12 protein-coding genes are annotated in these 20,489 nt (G+C 40.8%); all 12 read right to left on the reverse strand.

What is annotated here, in order from left to right; genetic code table 11:
• Positions 1–23: 23 nt before the first annotated feature.
• The 12 genes from pyrF to QM857_RS01935 all read right to left on the reverse strand — a co-directional run bounded on the left by pyrF (position 24) and on the right by QM857_RS01935 (position 20,469).
• Positions 24–719 (reverse strand): orotidine-5'-phosphate decarboxylase, encoded by a 696-nt coding sequence (pyrF, locus tag QM857_RS01880; protein ID WP_414274874.1) that lies wholly within the window; start codon positions 717–719, stop codon positions 24–26.
• 207 nt (positions 720–926) lie between these two features.
• Complete coding sequence (locus QM857_RS01885) at positions 927–2,192, reverse strand: cell division protein FtsQ/DivIB (RefSeq protein WP_414274875.1); 1,266 nt, start codon at positions 2,190–2,192, stop codon at positions 927–929.
• Positions 2,193–2,201: 9 nt separating this feature from the next.
• Entirely contained in the window at positions 2,202–3,260 is a 1,059-nt protein-coding gene (locus QM857_RS01890) for a UDP-N-acetylglucosamine--N-acetylmuramyl-(pentapeptide) pyrophosphoryl-undecaprenol N-acetylglucosamine transferase (RefSeq protein WP_414274876.1), read from the reverse strand.
• A gap of 1 nt (position 3,261) precedes the next feature.
• Positions 3,262–4,614, reverse strand: a complete 1,353-nt coding sequence (gene murD / locus QM857_RS01895; protein ID WP_414274877.1) for a UDP-N-acetylmuramoyl-L-alanine--D-glutamate ligase — start codon at positions 4,612–4,614, stop codon at positions 3,262–3,264.
• A 96-nt stretch (positions 4,615–4,710) separates the two neighbouring features.
• Positions 4,711–7,416 (reverse strand): FtsX-like permease family protein, encoded by a 2,706-nt coding sequence (locus QM857_RS01900; RefSeq protein ID WP_414274878.1) that lies wholly within the window; start codon positions 7,414–7,416, stop codon positions 4,711–4,713.
• A 1-nt stretch (position 7,417) separates the two neighbouring features.
• On the reverse strand, positions 7,418–8,119 hold the full coding sequence (locus QM857_RS01905; RefSeq protein ID WP_070677996.1) for an ABC transporter ATP-binding protein: 702 nt from the start codon (positions 8,117–8,119) through the stop codon (positions 7,418–7,420).
• A 198-nt stretch (positions 8,120–8,317) separates the two neighbouring features.
• Positions 8,318–15,292: an SIALI-17 repeat-containing surface protein gene (locus tag QM857_RS01910; protein WP_414274879.1), complete on the reverse strand. Its 6,975-nt coding sequence runs from the start codon at positions 15,290–15,292 to the stop codon at positions 8,318–8,320.
• A 264-nt stretch (positions 15,293–15,556) separates the two neighbouring features.
• Positions 15,557–16,102: an SMI1/KNR4 family protein gene (locus QM857_RS01915; RefSeq protein ID WP_414274880.1), complete on the reverse strand. Its 546-nt coding sequence runs from the start codon at positions 16,100–16,102 to the stop codon at positions 15,557–15,559.
• A gap of 18 nt (positions 16,103–16,120) precedes the next feature.
• Positions 16,121–17,866 (reverse strand): glycoside hydrolase family 13 protein, encoded by a 1,746-nt coding sequence (locus QM857_RS01920; RefSeq protein ID WP_414274881.1) that lies wholly within the window; start codon positions 17,864–17,866, stop codon positions 16,121–16,123.
• 188 nt (positions 17,867–18,054) lie between these two features.
• Complete coding sequence (locus QM857_RS01925) at positions 18,055–19,011, reverse strand: hypothetical protein (RefSeq protein WP_414274882.1); 957 nt, start codon at positions 19,009–19,011, stop codon at positions 18,055–18,057.
• 124 nt (positions 19,012–19,135) lie between these two features.
• On the reverse strand, positions 19,136–19,885 hold the full coding sequence (locus tag QM857_RS01930) for a hypothetical protein (RefSeq protein WP_414272546.1): 750 nt from the start codon (positions 19,883–19,885) through the stop codon (positions 19,136–19,138).
• Positions 19,882–20,469 (reverse strand): SMI1/KNR4 family protein, encoded by a 588-nt coding sequence (locus QM857_RS01935; protein WP_414274883.1) that lies wholly within the window; start codon positions 20,467–20,469, stop codon positions 19,882–19,884. Before QM857_RS01935 ends, QM857_RS01930 begins: the two co-directional genes overlap by 4 nt.
• Between the last annotated feature and the right edge of the window lie 20 nt (positions 20,470–20,489).

A 20,489-nucleotide genomic window follows, 5' to 3' on the forward strand; every position in this document is an offset into this window, starting at 1 on the left:
TTTTATAGTCTATTTCTTTAATTTCAGTCTTGGTTCCACTCATCCTTGATAGCATGATAAGCTGCAACTGGATCAGTGGCTTGAGTAATCGGGCGACCGACAACGATGTAGTCACTACCAATTTGATACGCATCTGCTGGCGTCATGACTCGTTTTTGATCTCCAACTGCAGCTCCTAATGGACGAATGCCGGGTGTCAGACAGATAAAGTCTGGACTGGTAGCTTCTTTGATGAGCTTGACTTCCTGAGCTGAACAAACCACACCATCTAATCCCGCTTCAGCAGTTTTCTTGGCATAGTGAATAACCGATTCTTGAAGACTGGTTTGAATATTTTGAAAGTCTCTCATCTGTTCTTCAGAAGTTGAAGTCAACTGGGTAACAGCAATTAATTTGGCTTCTTTCCCAAGACCTTCACGCGCAGCCTTCATCATCTCTACACCACCTGCGGCATGAACATTGGTCATGTCAACACCCAGATGAGACAAAACCTTCATGGCTGACTTAACCGTATTGGGAATATCATGGAGTTTAAGATCCAGAAAGACACTATGTCCCAAACCTTTCAGATAAGAAACAATCTCAGGTCCTGTAGCATAATAGAGTTCCATACCTACCTTTAGATAGAGGCTCTCTCCTGCTGGAAAAAGAGCTAAAAATTGCTTGACTGCCTCAAAACTTGGAAAATCAAGAGCAATGACTGGACGAGCTTCGCGCATACTTTTCTCCTTTTACCTTTGTCAGCGAGAGAGCATGAAAAAAGGAACCTGCCTACAGCAAGGTTCCACGAAAAATGGGTAGTCTTCACCCTTTCACCGTCTAACCTTAGCTGCCTCTCTGGACTGCTTTAAAGGTTTTTTACTATTCTATTATTTAAAGTGGTACTTGTCAAGTAAAAACAAGTAACTGAACGAATCATTTGAAACTTAGCGACTCTGTGTTGTTTGAGTCGTCTGTGTTGTTTGATCTTGATTTCCTTGCTCAGCTTGTTTTTTCTTCTCTTCTTCCTGCTTCTTCTTTTCCTCTTCTTTGGCTTTGACTCTTTCGTCATCCAGAGCCTTATCCACTAGACTATAGCTATAGATACCGACTTCCATGTCAATACCACTAGGAACTGTCAACTGTGGTTTTATCTTACTATAGTAAGGTAATTTCTTCCCTAGTTCTGATAATGGCACCAAAATCTCGTCTGTATCATACATGGTAATCTTTAGAAGGTCACTTGTTACCTTACTTGGTGCCAGTTCAATCTTCTCAATCTCTTGCTTAATTTCTGGACTAACTTCATTTAGCTGAGAAATCAATGTTTTTATCTGTTCCTCATCGTTAAATAAAACAGATATGTATTTCTCAGGTAAGTTGTCAGAACTAAGGGCAGTTGATTCAATACTTCCGCTTGATAAGATTGGATAATAACTATCACCAGAAACAGAGTAGGCTACAATCCCAAATTCCTTCACTTCAATGGTGAAGTGAACTGGGAATTGATAAACTATCTTTGCCGATTCGATCCAGTGATTTGATTTAACCATTTCCGCATGCTTATCTTTATTTAAGAGCAAGCTAAGCGTATAGTCACTGTCACGAATGCCAGATGCTTCTCTAACTTGGTCTGCACTTGTCTGAACAGTACCCGTAACCTCAATATGTTTCATTGTAGCTAGAGGGCTTAGAAGATAAATAGACAAGAATAAGATTAGAAAACTAGGGACGAGGATCGTAACTGCTCGCCAGATATGTATAGAAGGAATGGCCGGTTTTGGAGGTTTATTCTTGGTTTTTACCTTTTTCTCTTTCTTAACCTTTTCGTCAGCTTTTTCTTTCTCTACTTGATCCTGACTCTTAGAGTCTTCTTGAGGAGTTTCCTCTGAATCTTTCTCTTCATTTGAAGTCTCATCGCTAGTATCCGAATCCTTCTCTTCAGATTTTTCGGATTCTTGGTCCACTTCTTCAGAACTCGTAGATTTTTCTTCCTTTTTTTTACTCAAATACTCGTGGTGTTGTTTTTGCCATTCTGACACTTCTTGAGTACTATCAGATGACTCTGATACTTGTTCTTCTTTTTCACGAGCTTCTTCTTCGGCACGTTTCGCCTCTTCTTCAGCTTTTTTTTGAAGATATTCTTGATTTCGTTTTTGCCACTCTGACAATTCCTTGCCTTGAGTGTCCTGATTCTTTTTATCCTTTGACATCAATTTTCCTTATGATAAATCTTTTTTTAGTAGCTCATAAAAATCTGCCACAGATTTTAATTCCTGAGAATTCTTCATCTTGTTTTGGTAAATCTCTTTGTTGGTCAAGAGTTGATTTACTTTTTCTTCTAAAGTTGACAAAGTCAAATCGCTCTCTTGCAACTCCTCAGCATAGCCTTTCTTCACAAAATAGGCTGCATTTTCAATCTGATCTCCACGGCTAGCTTCACGACCTAGTGGCACAATGACGTGCAATTTAGCCATAGCAAGAAGTTCAAAAATAGTATTGGCACCACCACGAGTGATGACCACATCAGCCAGATTCATGAGTGGTTGATAGAGTTCCGTCGCATAGTCAACACGGTAGAGGTTTGAACTTAGTTCATTTAAACTAGCATCTCCTGTCAGGTTGATGATATTATAGCGACTAGTCAGTTCTTCCTTGTGGTCTGTAACTAGTTGGTTAAAGACTCTCGCCCCAGCAGAACCACCGACGAAAAGAAGAGTTGGTAGCTTGTCGTTGAAAGAAGTTCGGATATCCACCATTTCTTCAGGTTCTTCCATAACTGGGCCAGAAACCTTGGTCACAGCTCCTACGTGCTCTACCTTAGTGAGACTAGATGCTTGCTCAAAAGTAGAGTACATCTTAGTCGCAAAATTATAGGCAATTTTATTGGCCAAGCCCATGGTGAGGTCAGACTCGTGGATGAAGACTGGTACTCTGCATACTCGCGCTGCGATAACAGGCGGAACAGATACAAATCCACCCTTAGAAAAGAGGGCTTGTGGACGAACTCGAAGCATGATAAAGAGCGATTGAAGAATTCCAAAAGCAACCTTAAAGACGTCAACCATATTTTGCCATGAGAAATATCGACGTAATTTCCCCGTTGCAATCGAATGGAAGGTGACATCTAAACCCGACTTGAGGATTTCATGATGCTCAATCCCGTTTTTATCACCAATATAGTGGACTTCCCAGCCATCTTCGATGAACTTAGGCATTAACAAAAGGTTGAGGGTAACGTGTCCAACCGTTCCCCCACCTGTAAATACTATTTTTTTCATATTATCCCTTTAACTCCGCTACAGTGTCGATGAAAAGATCTCCACGTACTTCAAAGTTAGCATACATATCCCAGCTTGCATTAGCAGGACTGAGGAGAACCACATCTCCTTCTTCTGCAAGTTCATAAGCCTTGCGGGTTGCATCTGCAATATCAGTCGCGTCGACATAAGCCACACCAGCTTTATCCGCTGCACGTTTGACACGTTCTGCAGACTGGCCGAGGATGACCATTTTCTTAAGTCCAGTAATATCAGGAACCAATTCGTCAAACTCATTGCCACGGTCCAACCCACCAGCAATCAAGATAACCTTGCTATTGTCAAATCCTGACAAGGCTTTTTGAGTTGCTAAGATATTGGTTGACTTACTATCGTTATAAAATTTAACGCCATTAATTTGGTCTACAAATTGGAGACGGTGTTTAACTCCACCAAAGGCTGACAAGGTTTCCTTGATGGTTTCATTATCAACGCTACGCAGTTTAGCAACAGCAATGGTTGCAAGAGCATTTTCCACATTGTGGCTACCTGGAACACCAATTTCATCAGCTGCCATGACTTTTTCACCACGGAAGTAAAGAAGACCATCTTCAAGATAAGCACCGTCAACCTTTTCAAGTGTTGAGAATGGTACTACAGTCGCGTTTGTCTTTGTCGCAAGTTCTTTAGCTAATTCCTGGTTGAAGTTCAATACTAGGTAATCAGCTACTGTCATATTGCTTTGGATATTCCACTTGGCTTCGACATAGGCTTCAAAAGAACCGTGATAGTCAATATGCGTTGGCATCAGGTTGGTGATAACAGCAATTTCAGGATGGAATTCCTGGATTCCCATTAATTGGAAAGAAGAAAGTTCCATGACAAGGGTGTCCTTATCTGTCGCAGTTTGAGCAACCTGACTAGCAGGATAACCGATGTTACCTGATAAGAGTCCATTTTGTCCTGCAGCAGTCAGAACTTCACCAATCATGGTTGTGGTCGTTGTCTTACCATTTGAACCCGTAATCCCTACAATTGGTGCCTCTGAAATCAAGTAAGCCAACTCAACCTCAGTCAAAACTGGAATGCCTTTTTCTAGAGCTTTTTCAATCATAGGATTGCTATAAGGAATACCAGGGTTTTTCACCATGAGGGCAAAATCTTCATCCAACAATTCCAAGGGATGCCCCCCTGTTACAACCTTGATACCATCTTCCAAAAGGCTTTGAGCAGCTGGATTTTCCTCAAAAGGCTTGCCATCATTAACCGTTACAATGGCACCCAACTTGTCCAAGAGACGAGCTGCAGACTCACCTGATTTGGCTAAACCTAGGACTAATACTTTCTTATTTTCAAATTGATCAATTCGTTTCATATCTAGAACTCCATTTCTACTCTTACTATTTTACCATTTTTATGAAAATAAAAAAGCCACAAAGGGCTTTCTTATTTGTTTTTTGTTATAAAAAACCTATTCTACCGACTTGAGGGCTTCTAGCATATCGACCTTTCGGAGATAGTGATTGACAAAAAAACCGAGTATGGTCAAGATGATACCAACAGCTAAAACTGGGATTAGATACACTTCCCAACCGACCTGTGGTTGAAAACGGAAGGTGCCCGGTGCAATCATCTGAATTAGAAATTGATGGAGATAAAAGCCTGAGACCAAACCTACAATCATTCCAACCAGTGACAGTATGATGGTCTCCCGATAGATATAAAGGGTCACTTCTTTATTGTGAAAACCAAGGACCTTTATGGTTGAGAGTTCCCGAATCCGTTCAGCAACGTTGATATTTGTCAGATTATAGAGAATCACAATAGCTAGTAGCACCGATACCAGCACCAAAATCGCCATGGTATGATTCAGAGAATTAGCAAAACTTTCAAATAGCTGAATGGTGGAAGCGTTTTGAACGAGGCCACTGACAGCTACCTGGTCCATAAATTCTCCTGCGACTCTTTCAGTATTCCCTTCACTTTTATCCTTAAGTTGGACCAGATAGGTGTTCATCTTGGGAGCTTGACCATATATCTCCTCATAGGTCGCCTGATTCATATAAACAAAGTGACCTACATAGTGCTCAGTAATAGCACCTACTTTAAAGGTTTTCCCATCTATTGTAAAGTTGTCACCAACAGAAACTCCAGCCAACTGAGCTAATTTATCTGTTAGGATGACTCCACCTGATAAGCTCAGTTTTTCTCCATTTTTTTCTAAATGGACAAAAGGTTCCAGGTCATCCTTATCCGTTACCATGATGGTCACTGTCTGAACTCCAGCCTTGCCTGCATACTTTTCCTCAACCTGTTTGAAAGAAATTAAACGATAGTTTTCAACTTCATCACTCTGCAATTTTTCTTCTAGCTTGGCCTTATCAGAATCTGAATCTCGAGAATTGACAGAGAGAATCATCTGATATTGTTGCAGATCCTTAAACTGCCTATCAGCAACTCCTACCACAGAGGATTGAATGCCAAGTCCTGCAAAGAGGAGGGCTACTGAACCTGCAACCCCAAAAATGGTCATCAGCATGCGTTGTTTGTAACGGAAAATATTGCGGGCAGTTACCTTTTGGGTAAAGCTCAAATGAGACCAGATAAAGGTTATCCGCTCCAAGAGAATCTTTGAGCCCTTGACTGGTGGCTTGGGTAGTAATAATTGTGCTGCTTCTTCATGCAATTCTCTGCGAGATACAAGGTAGGCAGGTAAAACGCTAGCTATTAAACTTAGTCCCAGAGCTAAACAACTATAGGTCCAGTAGAAATGCTGCTGACTCTCACCAACGATCATTCGTTCAGTGATGATATGCGAGATTGTGGGTGCTAAGACATAATGACCAATCAGAATTCCTAGAAGGGTGCCAAGAGTACCAGCAACCAGACCATAAATTACAAACTTAGCAATGATATCCTTGCTATGGTAGCCTAAAGCCTTAAAGATACCAGCATTGGTCCTTTCCTCGTCTACAAATCGTGTCATGGTGGTAAAGGTAACCATGGCTGCGACGGCATAGAGAACAACTGGAAAAATATTCCCTACGGCACGAATACTCATGGCTGAGTTACTATACATGAGATAACCTTGACCAGTAGGAGAGCTTTTTCGATTGTAAACATGATAGGTTGGCTCTGTCAGAGCATTGACTTCATCCTGACTGGTCTGCCATTTAGCCTTCTCACTAGCAAAATCTGACTCAGCATGACTTAGTTTTTCCTTTTCTTGTTTCAATTGTTCTTTAGCTTCTTCTATCTGGCTCGAAACTTGGCTCTTTTGCGGTTCTGGAAGTTGGCTCACTTGATTTTCTTGAGCTTGTAAACGCGTTTCGATTTCTTGCAGGCGTTTCTTGCCAGCTGTCAAGTTGCTCTCTGCCTCGTCTAGTTGTTTCTTGCCCTCATCAAGGGACTCTTGGGCATCCTTCTTCATTTTCTCTAGCCGCGCTTGTCCATTATCAGCAACTAGTTCCTTTAAAGTCTCCTCTTCTTCCTCTAGCTTCTTTTCGTAATCACTAGAGAAAGGATTGACATCTGTTAGGCTAGCAAAACGCAGGCGGGCAATCGTGTAAACAGAGCTCTTAAAATTTTCTTCAGTTACAACACCATATGCTACTAAGTTCCCATTACCACTGGCTGAACTCCCCATATCTGATTTTGAAAAGATATCTGGTGAGTGGACAAAGCCTGTGATGGTATAACTATCTCGCTTCAACTGAGAATCGCTGCCCTTCTTTTGACTCAAATGAATAATTTGCCCAATCTGATAGCGATCTTTCCAAAAGTCCGCCAAGGCCAATTCATCTTCTTTTTCAGGCAAACGACCTTCCGTTACTTGAAATTTTGAAATCTTATCAGTATTTGAAAAGATTCGTATGGCATCTTCACTATTTGCCAGAGTCAAATCTGTCATATAACCAAACTCGACATCTGCTCCTGATAGAGTTTGCAATTCTGCCTGGTCTGCCTGATCAAGCCCATAATCTCCTATGGCGGTCACATCTGCCGCATTGGTATTTTTCAGAAAAGTCCAAGCTGTTCGCTCCATATTGGGACTGGCCACTTTGAGACCGACTAGGGCCAAAGAACCTAACATCATCAAAGTTAGAATGGATAAAAATCGCCCTTTTGAACCTGTGAAAGACTGGAGCAGGTCTTTCCAATATATCTTCCTTTTCATATCAGTACTCCAAATCATCAATATCCTGTGGTTGAGGATTGATAACAACGCTCTTAACACTGGCATCATGCATCTGAATCACCCGATCAGCTATAGGAGCTAGGGAAGCATTGTGGGTCACGATGACAACGGTAGCGCCCTTCTTACATGACATTTCTTGAAGAATCTTTAAAACCTGCTTACCAGTCTGGTAGTCCAAAGCTCCCGTTGGCTCATCACAGAGGAGAATTTTGGGATTTTTAGCCACAGCTCGAGCTATTGCTACCCGTTGTTGTTCTCCACCTGATAGCTGAGCTGGAAAATTATTGAGACGATGGCCTAGACCTACATCCTTTAGAACTTGCTCAGGATCTAAGGCATCTAAGACAATTTCTGATGCCAACTCGACATTTTCTTTAGCAGTCAAGTTAGCAACCAAGTTATAAAACTGAAAGACAAAACCAACGTCATTTCTACGATAGTTGGTTCTCTGATGAGAAGTGAAATCCGAGATATTGATTCCGTCAATCCAAACTTGTCCTTCATCATTGGTATCCATTCCACCTAGAATATTTAAAACGGTTGACTTTCCTGCTCCAGACGAACCAAGGATAATGACTAGTTCTCCCTTTTCAATCTCGAAACTCACATCTCGATTGGCTATGATTTCTGTATCTCCAGTATGATACCTCTTATAGCTATGTTTCATTTCAATATAGGACATCTTATCTCCTCCTTTCCTACCCCTTATTTCACCCTTATTATAACTCTTTTAATAATAGAAAGAAAGTTAAGCCCTAAATATAAAACATAAAAAAGCGGACAAGATCTAGTTCTGTTTCTTGAAACTAGTTTGTCCACTTTTTATAGTTGAGATTGTTTTCTTGTCCAATCTCTATAATCTAAATACTGTCAGATTATTTTATTCTTCGTCTTTCTTCTTTCCCATTGCAAAGAGTCCAAGAAGCGCTCCCACAACACCTGCTGTTGCAAGGGTTGCATTTTCCTTAGTACCTGTTTCAGGGAGAATATGTTGACGGCTTGCAGGTGCTTGATAAGTCTTATCTTGTGACATAGCAAGGGCTACAATCGACTGCTCATCTTTGTACTCTGGTACTTCATTGACCGCTGCTTCGGCTGCGTTCACGCCATCAGTATATTCTGGTACTTCGTTCACCGCTGCTTCGACTGCATTGGCACCACCTTTGTACTCTGGCACATCGTTAACCGCTGCTTCAGCTGCGTTCACGCCACCAGTATATTCTGGAACTTCGTTCACCGCTGCAAAGACTGCATTGGCACCACCTTTGTATTCTGGCACATCGTTAACCGCTGCTTCGACTGCATTCACACCACCAGTGTATTCTGGTACTTCGTGAACTGCTGGTTCGACTACATTCGCTCCTAAAGTATGTTCTGGTACTTCGTGAACTGCTGCTTCAACTCCATTCACGCCTCCAGTGTATTCTGGTACTTCGTGAACTGCTGCTTCAACTCCATTCACGCCTCCAGTGTATTCTGGAATTTCGTGAACTGCTGGTTCTTCCCCATTCACACCGCCTGTGAACTCTGGAACTTCATGTATAGCCGGTTCTTCTCCATTCACGCCTCCAGTGTATTCTGGTACTTCGTGTACAGCTGGTTCTGTCTTAGCGCTTTCAGCATCTGCCTTAGTCAATTGAATGCGATATTCCTTAATATGTTTACCACTTTCTGAAACAAGATGAATCAAGACTGGAAGTTTATCATCTCCACTATCAACAATAGTTGCTGCTACGTTTTCGCCAGCTTCAACTGTTACTTGAGGACGATTTCCACTGTAGGTTACTTGGTAATCCACACGATCTTCAGAGAAGTCAGCAATCTCTTTTCCATCCACAAGAAGTTTTGCAACTGTACTATCCTTAGGTTCCTCACTTGGAGCAATGAAGGCCATTTCTGTAATAGCTACACCCTTGGTATCAGCTTTTCTATCCATGCGCCATCTCATAGCCTTAGCTTTAACTGGGGCAAAGGTTACATGGATATCAGTACCTGCTTGAATCTCTTGATCCGCACGGTATTCAACCTTCTCCCAGTTAGAAGGAGTGTTGAATGGATGTTCTGGATCGTATGGTTGGTAGTTAGAGTAGTATTCTGGTGAGTCAAATTCTGGTCCCACATAGCGCTCTAAGACTAGTTTAGAAGGTGCATCTGTACCACCATCTGAGAAGAATCGAATGCTTCCTTCAGCGACTGTACGTTCAACAATCTTGCCAGCTTCTCTAAAGATAACCCCTACTGAAACCTCTGAATTATCAGATGGAGTTGGAGACCAGTTGGTCCAACGACGGGTTTCATCATCAGAACCATCGTTAACATAGTCCACACGGTCATGAGAGTTTGGATCAATATCGTTAGTTGCAGAAGCAAATGAGCGGTTGCTATCATCATCGAAATCAGGGTTATCTGATAGGTTTTCACCGAGTTTATCAGTCACACGTACTGCTACTTCAGCAGTTAAATCAGTACCTAAAACGCGACCACGAACTGTAAATTCACCTGCATTCGCTAGATTTTCAGCTGGAACTTCATCCCATTCAACTGCCAAGTCTTTGACTTCATAGCCATCTTTACCTGTGAAGTAAACAGCGACTTTCGCAGGTAACTCAAGAGTATGGCCCTTAGCAACCAAGCGTGATGATTTCACAGCAACAACAGGTTTACTTGCTAGCAAGTCTTTATCATTTGTAAAGTGGAGACGGTATTCACCTAGAATATCTCCGTTTTCAGCCTTAACGACAACACGAACTGGATCCCCTTCACGCACGCTTGGAATCACTGTAGCAATACCATTATCTGATACACTTGCTGTTACAGTTGGTGCTTGGTCTTCTTTAGCTTCTAGATAATAGTCAGTCAAGCCAGGGTTAAAGTTTGGCAAATCTTTTCCATCTACTTGGATTTGAGCTTGAGCTTTCTTAGCTGCAGCTACTTGTTTAGAGAAGATTTGAATTTCTGTAATGGAAGTACCCCATTTACCATCTGGTCTAACCATACGGATACGAACCGCATAGGTATTGACTTTATCAAAACTAAAGTGAGTCATTTCTCCAGCTCTCACTTGATCTGGAGCTTTAAGATTTGTCACTTGTTTCCAATTATTGTCATCGTTAAAGACGTGGTCTTCACTGGCTACAAAGCTTGGATTTTTAGGAACTGTTGGAACATCTTTTCCTACATAGTATTCGATGACATAAGACTTAGGTGCACCAACACCGTGGTCTTCGTGGAAGGCAACATTGAGATTGTCAACCGAACGTTTAGACAGGATACCAGAATCACCAAATAGGATTCCGACCGATGCTTCACTTGTACGTTTCCAGTTTGTCCAGCGGTTTGCCGGTTGATCATTAAATGAGATAAGTTTGTCATTGACATTGGCTACTGAGTCACTTGGATTTGAGTCTGATGCAAAGGCAAGTGGCAACTCTGAACCTGTCCACTGATCAGAAATATTTGCACCAGTTTCTGTCTGAGCAGATACACGAACATGAAGTTTTGTTGGTAACTGAGTACCTTCCACATGTCCTGTCACTGTAAAGCTACCTTCTTGTGCATACTGGCTTGGATCAATAGCATCCCAAGTCACTTTAGCTGATGATACTTGTCCATTTGAATGGTAAGTACGAACACTTTCTGGTAATTGAGGAGCTTCTGAAACTGGAGTTGTTGTAGTCACTTCTTCGACTGCAATGATACCCTCTACAGAAACTTTAGCATGAGCTTTGTTTTCAATTCCTTCTACTTTACCTAGAACATCAAAGCTGTGGTATTTAGCAAGGTCTTCCTTAGCAACTGCTTGCCAAGTCACCTTGTGAACTTTTGGAAATCCTTTGTCGTACTCTACCGTTACTGTATCAGGTAGACTTGGTTCTTGGTTCAAACCTGTCACGACACTTACTGGACGAATAGCCTGGACAACTTTATTTTCAGTATTTGCCTGAATGTTCAAGTCAATCTGACCTTCAGCTCCTTCAAATTGAGCTTTCAAAGTTACTTGACCAGGTTTATGCAATTCAAGCATACCTTTACGAACAGCTACGTCTCCTTCACCTGATGTTGAGAAGGTTACCTTGTCAGCTTTTAATACGGCCTGAGTTCCATCTTGATAATGAGCCAATACCTTGATACCAACTGTTTGGTCTTCTTTCAGTGCAGCTGCATTTTCTACTTCTAGGCTCAAACGTTCGATCTGCGGAGCTTCCTGCAAGAACTGGATAGCGTAAGTTTGCAATGCTCCACCATCATTTGGTTGAACATAAATACTTGCACGCATACCATTTGCTTCGTTAGCTTGAATAACAGTCACTTGCGCATTTTCAGCCAAAGCTTTGACTTCAGGTAAAGCAGTTCCATAAGCAAGTTTATGGTATAGAACTGGTTGATCCGTTGAGAGCCCTTCTACAGGCTGGTCTGCTACAGTTACAGTCGGTACTACTGGAGCAGCTGCTTGACCTTCTGCGACTACAAAGGTCGCATCGATTTGGTCATCACCTGAAATTCCTTTAGCTTGGATACGAGAGCCTGGGATAGCTAATTTAGCTTGATCTTCTGCTGCAACTTCCCACTTATCAACATCATAACTTCCTACAGTACCATCTGACAATACATAGCTAACAGATGGGTCAACCGTACTTAGATCTGTAGTTGGTGCAATTCTCTTAACTACCGGTAATTCTGTTTCGAGGGCCAAGACTTCAACACGCGCTTCTACATCTCTTCCTTCTGCCACACCTTTAACAGTAAAAATACCAGGTTGGTTGACATCAACTGCAGACCATTCTACTGGAAGTTTTGCACGGCTACCATCACTGTAGATAAATCCTACTTTTGAAGGCATTTTCGCTGCTTGACCGATTACTGTACGAACTTTAGGAACCTCTGTACCTAAAACAGTTTTTTCCTCTTGGTCTCTCTTACCTGTGAAGATAGTTGTTTGACCAGATTTCAAGAAATCAGAGTGAGCAGTCAAGGTGAATTTACCTGCTTGCTCAGTTGATTTAACAATCACAACACCCTTACCATTAAAGGCTTTGCGAATCCATGAACCATCTGCTTGTTCTTTGTAACGTTCACGGCTGGCTTGTTCCCCGTTATCCACACCGACAATCTGACCTTGTCCATGCAACTGGAAGCGAACAAGATTATTGGCTGTAGGAACTACGTTACCTTTACTGTCAACAATTTCGTAATAGATATAAGTGAGGTCTTTTCCGTCAGCTGCGATAGCATTTTCTTCTTTGACCAAACGAACCCCTGCAGGTTCTCCAGCGGTCACAATCTTATCACGAGCAACGATGTTACCAGCTTCGTCACGAGCTACTGCTTCTAAAGTACCTGCTTCAAAAGCAACCTTCCATTCAAGGTAAAGTTCATTCGGTTTAGCACCCTCTTGGTAAGTACGTCCATCACTTGTTTGTTTTTTAGTAAATGTCTTCTTGCCTAGAGTATTACCATTCAAGAATAGTTCTACACTTGCCGCATTAGAATAGGCACGGACTGGAATATTACCATCTGCATCCGCTACATTCTCTTTTAGGGTAGGATTTTCCCAGTTCCAGTGAGGAAGCAAGTGAACCATTGGTTTCTTCTCAGCAGAAACCCATTGGCTTTGGTACAAGTAGTAATCATTCTTTGGAATACCAGCTGTATCTACGATACCAAAGTAAGAACTCTTAACTGGAGTTTGGTTTTGGTTGTGCCATGGAGTAGGCTCACCGATATAGTCGGTACCTGTCCAGATAAACTGACCAGCATAACCAGCATTATCACGGTCAAAAGTCCAAGATGCTGTAGCTGTTTTACCCCAACCAACACGGTCATTACCATAGTCTGATTGCTCATAATGACGGTAAGCCTGATTGCTGTGGACCAATTCACGTTCTGGACGGAAATAACTTCCACGTGTACGAGTAGCTGAGGAAGTTTCAGAACCGTAAATCAACCAATTTGGATGTTTCGCACGAAGTTTCTTGTAGTTGTCTTCTGAATAGTTAAATCCAACGGCATCAAGTTCATTGGCAATCTTTTCATGGTCACCACTACCATCACCAAAACGGAACTTATCTGCTCCCATAGTGACATAGCGTGTCTTATCAACAGCCTTAATAACTTGAACCAAGCGTTTAACCGTTGCTAGAGAACGAGGTTTCCCATCTGCTTCACCGATTTCATTACCGATAGACCACATGACGATAGCAGGGTTATTCTTTCCTCGTTCAACCATGGTACGAAGGTCAAAATCAGACCATTTTTCACCTTTCTTAGCGTCTGGGTGAGTAGCATCTTTGTCAAAGAAGCGACCGTAGTCATACTGTTTCTTACCACCATACCAAGTATCGAAGGCTTCTTCTTGGACCAACAAACCAAGCTCAGCAGCAATCTGTAAAGTCTGCTCACTAGCTGGGTTGTGGGTTGTACGGATAGAGTTCACACCCATATCTTTCATTTGTTTCAAACGACGGTATTCTGCCTTATAGTTTTCTTCAGCTCCAAGAGCTCCATGGTCATGGTGAAGAGAAACCCCATGGAATTTAATGCGTTCACCATTCAAAGAGAAGCCTTCATTTGGTGTCCAGTTGTAGTAACGGTAACCAAACAAGTCCTTCTTAGCATCGACCAATTGACCATCACGATAGACACGAGTCACCAATTCGTAAAGAGCTGGTTGGTCGCTATGAACTGTCCAAAGTTTTGGTTTATCAACTTGTAAAATAGCATTTAAGCTAGCTGATTGATGAGCTTTCAACACTTGACTAGCTGTACGAACTAGATCAGTTACAGCTTGACCATTACGTTCGATGATTTGGTATTCAGCAAGAATTTCATGATCTTTATCATCAGTATTGACAATCTTACTTGTTACATGAGTATCAACCTTGCCATTCTGTTGTTTTTCAAGGTCTGGTGTTAAGATAGTTGTTCCATTTTTCTCAGTATGGACCTTATCTGTGACTTGAAGAGTAACATCACGGTAAATCCCACTTCCTGAGTACCAACGGCTACTTGGTTGTTTATTAATGGCATGCACTGCTACGACATTTTCGCGACCGTCTTTATGGAGATAGTCAGTGATGTCATATGAGAATTGGTTGTAACCATTTGGATAGTGACCAACTAGCTGTCCATTTACATAAACCTGAGAATCCATGTAAACCCCATCAAATGTGATACGAACATTCTTATTGAGATCTTCTTCATCGAGTTTAAAGGTCTTACGGTACCAAGCATCACCACCATTGAGTTGCCCACCTTCGTTTTGGGCAGGTGAGTCATGGTCAAAGTCATTGTAGATACTCCAGTCATGAGGAAGGTCTAATTTCTTCCAACTAGAAACATCGGCATCTGGCTTGACCGCATCTTTAGCATTGGCATTGAGCTTGAAATGCCAGTTTTGATTGAATTCTACTTTTCTATCCTCAATCAACTGTTTTACCTCATCATTAGTTGCAGGTTTGAGCTCTGGTTTTTCTGTTTGAGCAGATTGATCCTGAGTCACAGCTGGAGCTTGCTTTTCTACATCAGAGATTTCTTTTTTCTCAGGAGTAGTCTCAGTAGTTGGGGCTTCCTCTTTTTTATCTACTTCATGATTGGTTTCTACTGCTTCACTGGTAACAGTTTCTGTTGTTACAGGTTGTTCAGAAGCTTTTGAATCTACAGCCTCCTCTTTAGGAGTTTCTTTCTCCACTTTTTCTGTAGCAACTGCAATTGGAGTTTCATCAGCAGAAACTGGGGTTGCACTAGCTACACTTGCTCCAAATAAGACTGAGCATGTCCCGATAAGCACTGAGCATGTCCCGACCGTGAATTTACGAATGCTATAGACACTTTTACGATTCCAATGATCTTTTCCCATAGGGTTCTCCTTATTAAGTAACCGCTTCCATTTTTGTCGAAAGCGCTTTACTTTTGTTGTATTTATTACTTCTATTCTATAAAATAATATAGGAAACATCAATAGAATCCCTATAAAAATTATACTTTTGATTGTTTTTTCTATATTTTGTAGAAAATAATAAAAATCTGAATGTACATTTAGAAAAATACGTCAAAACAGCTGTTTCACTTATAGAAACAGCTGTTACTGAAAAACTATTCTGAATTTACCTTCGATTACTGACTATCCTTCTTTTAACATGTTTATCATTTCATTTTTACGTTCTTCTAGCTCTGCAATTTGCTGGAGTAAAAGTCCTGAAAAATCACAATTAAGCTCTTCCGTTTCTCCACTGTTATACCAATCCAAAGCTACTATGTGATTGTCCTTATCAAAGCAGAAAATTACATCTCCATCCCCGATGACAGACAGAAATGGAATATAATCCTCAAAGCCCAGAGCGTGTAATTCCTTGGTTTTAAGACGAATGTCTAAGAAATCTGGGATGCCATTTGCAATTCCAAAAACCTTAATACCTCGGCAGAAGGTCCAAAATGGTGCTACATCGTAAGCCTTGGCTCTTGGCCATAGCTCTTCCCTGACTTCCATAAAGAGACCTCCAAGAGCTGACATGGTGAATTCTCTGAAATCTTCTGGCAGACGAATGCCATATTGAGTTTCAAAATCCCGAATATCTTCTTCCGATGGTTCATTGCCCATGCAGGCGACAACTTGGTAAGTGTCCTTATCATAGTGACGAAAATAATCATAAACTTCCTTGAGTGCCATTATTTTAATCCTTTTTTACTAAGAAATATAGACCACAAATCCATCTGGTAAGATGATTTGTTGTCCCTCCTTAACTTGACAATGACTTGCTAAGTCAACTGAATCTCTATCCAAGGCAAAATTTTCCTTAGACTGATTAAAGATAGCCTGAACTTCTTTTCCTTCGTAGCTCCACTTCAAGGAAAGAATATCTGGTTTCACTTCTTCTAGCTTATTGATTCCATATTGAATAATGCTTGAAATTTCCTTACGAACCTTGATTAATTTCTTCATGAAAATCAGCATGTCATTGTCTTCAGACACACGGTCCCAAGGCATGACACGACGGCAATCGGGATCTGGTCCACCTTTAAGTGCCAGCTCTGTTCCATAATAGATACAAGGAGCCCCTTTTTGAAGATAGAGGAAGGCGAGAGCAGCCTTGACATGCTGGATATTTCCTTTAGCGGTCGTGAGGATACGCTCTGTATCGTGAGAGTCTAAAAGGTTAAACATCACTTCAGCAATTTGTTGCTTGTAGTACATAGACTGGCTGTTGATTTCTGAAATAAACTGCTCTGTCTTTTTATGCTGACGCAAGAAATAGTCTTTGATACTTTCAGAAAGAGGGTAGTTCATAACTGCATGAAACTCATCCCCTTTTAGCCAAGGCTGAGACGTGTGCCAGATTTCACCTAAAATATACAAACCAGGCTTTTTAGCAAGAACTGCCTTTCTGAAATCTCTCCAGAATTGGTGGTCAATTTCATTGGCAACATCCAAACGCCAAGCATCAATATCAAAATTCTCAATCCAATAGGTCGCAACACTTAAAAGAAATTCTTTAACTTCCGGGTTGGCTGTATTTAACTTAGGCATATAGCTAGCAAAGGCAAAGGTATGATACGGTAGTTCTTTTGGCTTCTTCAGTTTATCCTCAGTAATTGGAAATTCTTGAATATGGAACCAATCTTTATAAGGGGAATTTTCTCCATTCTTCAGAACATCTTGCCACTGAGCCGACTGATAACCGATATGATTAAACACCGCATCAAGCATGATCTTAATGCCCTGTTTATGAGCTTCATCGACTAGATTCCGAAAGACTTCCTTGTCTCCAAAGTGACGGTCAATCTCAAAATAATCCGTCGTATCATATTTGTGATTAGTCGTAGCTTCAAAAATAGGACAGAGATAGAGCCCAGTGATTCCTAGGTCTTTGAGATAGTCTAGATGGTCGATAATTCCTTGCAAATCTCCACCAAAAAAGTCATCTCTACCAGGGGAAATCTCTGCATCCCACTCTCTAGCTCTATCTGGAGTTAGGTTAGGATTTCCATTGGCAAAGCGTTCAGGAAAAATCTGATACCACACAGTTTCTGAAACCCAACTAGGAACCTGGCAACCATCTATTTCATGAATGTAAGGAAGTTTAAAGCCATTTCCATCAGCATCCAAGTTTTCTTGAGTATATTCTACACAACCCTTATCACCATAGTAGACACCCTGACCTTCCTTATCAAGGAGTTCAAAGAGATACTGAATCCGTGCAAAATGAACCGAGACTGTAACCTGCCAATAATCAAACAAGGCATCTGAGGTTACTTTGGTCATTTCCTTCTTGGCTTCATACTTATCTTCAATGAAAATAAAGGGATCACCATAATGCAAAATGACCTTTTGAATATCATCTTTCTTTGTTCTAATTCGGATATGTAGCTGACCTTCTTTGTAAAGATAAGCATATTCTGATTCTGGTCTATGATAAATGGCTGTCAATTCCATAGTTTGTCTCCTATAATTAACAAAAACGCAAACGTTTTCATAATTGCTAGTTCTAGTATACTATTTTAAGATTCGATTTGCAATACTTGGTCAAATTTCACAAGAAAACAGCTCAAATTAGATACTGTAGACTAATCAAGAAATTTCAGCACCTATCAATAAAAAGCTCCCAAACTCAGCCTCACAGCCTAGTCAATCTGACAAAGAGCAAGTTCTTTTAATCCTCTGTCGTACAGGAAGGTTAAACAAAAGTTGTCTGTTATATTTTGAACCTTGTGTTTACTCATTCCTCTAGGCAAGGCTATATCGCACAATTCTCTTGTTGCCAGAGAAAATAGCTTTTGCTTGCCCTTCCATTCATCATTTTTAAATAGGGGGCTCAGGATAAGATAAGGCGAATCCGTAAAAATTCCATTGACACCAGCTTTTTTACCTAAAGCCTTTAAATGTTCAGATTCTAATAACTTTTCGATAATACGACCATCACTAGAGATTTTAACTAGGGCATAATAGTCCATGCCCCATTTATTGACGGAGGTTTGACTTTCTCCAGAGGTAAAGGCATAGAGCTCTCGCTGCCAATATTTCAGACTATCGATTTTAGGACAAGCATCAGAGTTCGTGTCGTGGTAGTTTAAAGCTTTTTTATCAATATGCGAATAAGTGGTCCACTTCGCCTGCTTTTTCTCTCTATCAAATTCTAAAAGGGCAAAGTTTCTTGCCTGATTTGTATAAACTTGCTCTTCAAAACACACAGGTATCTGGTCGCTATCTGATACTATTTGAAAATATCTCTCTTGTGCCTTTTTAGGAAGTATACTTTGCGAATCCTTTATGGCAATGATTTCTGGATGAGAAAAATCACCAGTATAATAGATTATTTCCTTGCCAGCCTTGATGATGCCAATATTTTGTCCATCTGTAAAGAGTAGAGGCTCTTCCTCCCAAACATGGTCACAAGCCCAAGCATCTATCTCCTTGACTCCCAAAGGAGTCACTTCTAGCAGACAGTAGCGATTAAAAGCTTCCTTCTCACTGGTCAATACAAAGGCTCTACCATCATGTAACATGACAGAATTGAAAACACTATTGTAGTCCTTGTCTAGTTCCCATTTGTTCAATAGGCTTAACTTTAACTTCCCCATTTTCTTCCTCCTAATACTCAATGAAAATCAAAGAGCAAACTAGGAAGCTAGCCAAAGGCTGTACTCGAGTACGGCAAGGCGAAGCTGACGTGGTTTGAATTTGATTTTTGAAGAGTATAAACAATCACCATTCATTGATGGCAAATAGAATGGCTAATCGAATATTTCTGAGCAACTGATCCGAAAGGTCATCGTATTGTTGACCAAGTCCCTTATCTTGTGCCAGCCATCCAGGTTCATCATTCCAGGAGCCCATTGCTCCAAAAACATCCGCTGCACTTGCAGCTCTAAATATGCTTAGATGTTGCGGTGGAATTTGAGGTTCTGCCAGTCCTTTACCAGATTCTGGGTCTAGCAAAAAGTTTCTAGCAGAGTGAAAGACTTTGGCAAAGTTGTCACATTCAATTTTAATTGCTAGATCTTCTATACGAGCCAATATGCCCTTAAATTCTTCGATATTATCTTCATAGTGGGGAATGTCTTGAGAAGACCTTTCCCATTCATACTCAGTGTAGGTCACATCCCAGCCCCTACCTGCGGAAGCAGATTCCCAATTTGGTAGGAAATAACTTGCCTTCCCATCTTTATAAAAACAGAGAATTGAACTCTGTGTCGTATTGGAAAAGCCTAAAATCCCTCTGTCTTCAACTGAAATAGGACAAAATAATTGTAAGTCCTTTAGACCTTTTTTCTTAAGGTTTTCAAACCAATCAGATACAGAAAGTTCTGTAGCTTCCCCATTTTCTGACGGCAAAATTTGAAAGCTCAACTTATTTGTATATTTTTCGGGGTTATAACATATTTCTTTACCACTTTTTAAAGCCTTCCTAGCTGCTGCCACGATACAGGCTATCTGATACATTTGTCCATTCATATGATTTCTTCCATTATCCCTTCAATCAGTTTTGTAAGACTTTCTACTACATAGATAATTTCATCAGGGTCATGGATGTAGCAAATAACCTGTCCTTCTTGACCCTCCTGGTCTGGATCAAAATCCAGCATAAGATAACAAGAGTCACAATACTGGGCAAAAGGAAGCCATTTTTTATTAAAAAGATAAGGCTTAATCCTGCTATCACGCATATTTTCCAGGTCTTGACTAGAAAAATAGTCGGGAAATTCGGTTAACAGAGCATCTCTATTTTGAAAGTACTTTTTACAAGTCTCAATTTCCTGTAGACTCATGAGAGAAAAAGTCAGATCTCTCTGGTCAATCACACAAGGTAAAATAGAGAGGTATTTACTCCCATTCTTATAGCTATAAAGCTCTTTGAAGTCACTAGGTAGACGAATACCAAATCTTTCCTCAAAGCCTTGAAGCTCTTCCTCGGAAGCACCAGAAATATCCTGATAATCTTCCAGATATCCTTCCTCTACAGGATCATCCAAATCCCAATCTTCAAAACACTCACAAATATAAGTTTCTATTTTTTTAACTTGGTCAATTAGTTGCATAAGAGCCCCCCTTTTTGATT

This window comes from Streptococcus infantis (genome assembly GCF_047463315.1).
Classification (GTDB): Bacteria; Bacillota; Bacilli; order Lactobacillales; family Streptococcaceae; genus Streptococcus; species Streptococcus infantis_AB.

Bases quoted from the DNA above. Each gene is read 5' to 3' on its own strand.
- pyrF (WP_414274874.1), bottom strand. From the start codon at position 719: ATGCGCGAAGCTCGTCCAGTCATTGCTCTTGATTTTCCAAGTTTTGAG.
- QM857_RS01885 (WP_414274875.1), bottom strand. From the start codon at position 2,192: ATGTCAAAGGATAAAAAGAATCAGGACACTCAAGGCAAGGAATTGTCA.
- QM857_RS01890 (WP_414274876.1), bottom strand. From the start codon at position 3,260: ATGAAAAAAATAGTATTTACAGGTGGGGGAACGGTTGGACACGTTACC.
- murD (WP_414274877.1), bottom strand. From the start codon at position 4,614: ATGAAACGAATTGATCAATTTGAAAATAAGAAAGTATTAGTCCTAGGT.
- QM857_RS01900 (WP_414274878.1), bottom strand. From the start codon at position 7,416: ATGAAAAGGAAGATATATTGGAAAGACCTGCTCCAGTCTTTCACAGGT.
- QM857_RS01905 (WP_070677996.1), bottom strand. From the start codon at position 8,119: ATGTCCTATATTGAAATGAAACATAGCTATAAGAGGTATCATACTGGA.
- QM857_RS01910 (WP_414274879.1), bottom strand. From the start codon at position 15,292: ATGGGAAAAGATCATTGGAATCGTAAAAGTGTCTATAGCATTCGTAAA.
- QM857_RS01915 (WP_414274880.1), bottom strand. From the start codon at position 16,102: ATGGCACTCAAGGAAGTTTATGATTATTTTCGTCACTATGATAAGGAC.
- QM857_RS01920 (WP_414274881.1), bottom strand. From the start codon at position 17,866: ATGGAATTGACAGCCATTTATCATAGACCAGAATCAGAATATGCTTAT.
- QM857_RS01925 (WP_414274882.1), bottom strand. From the start codon at position 19,011: ATGGGGAAGTTAAAGTTAAGCCTATTGAACAAATGGGAACTAGACAAG.
- QM857_RS01930 (WP_414272546.1), bottom strand. From the start codon at position 19,885: ATGAATGGACAAATGTATCAGATAGCCTGTATCGTGGCAGCAGCTAGG.
- QM857_RS01935 (WP_414274883.1), bottom strand. From the start codon at position 20,469: ATGCAACTAATTGACCAAGTTAAAAAAATAGAAACTTATATTTGTGAG.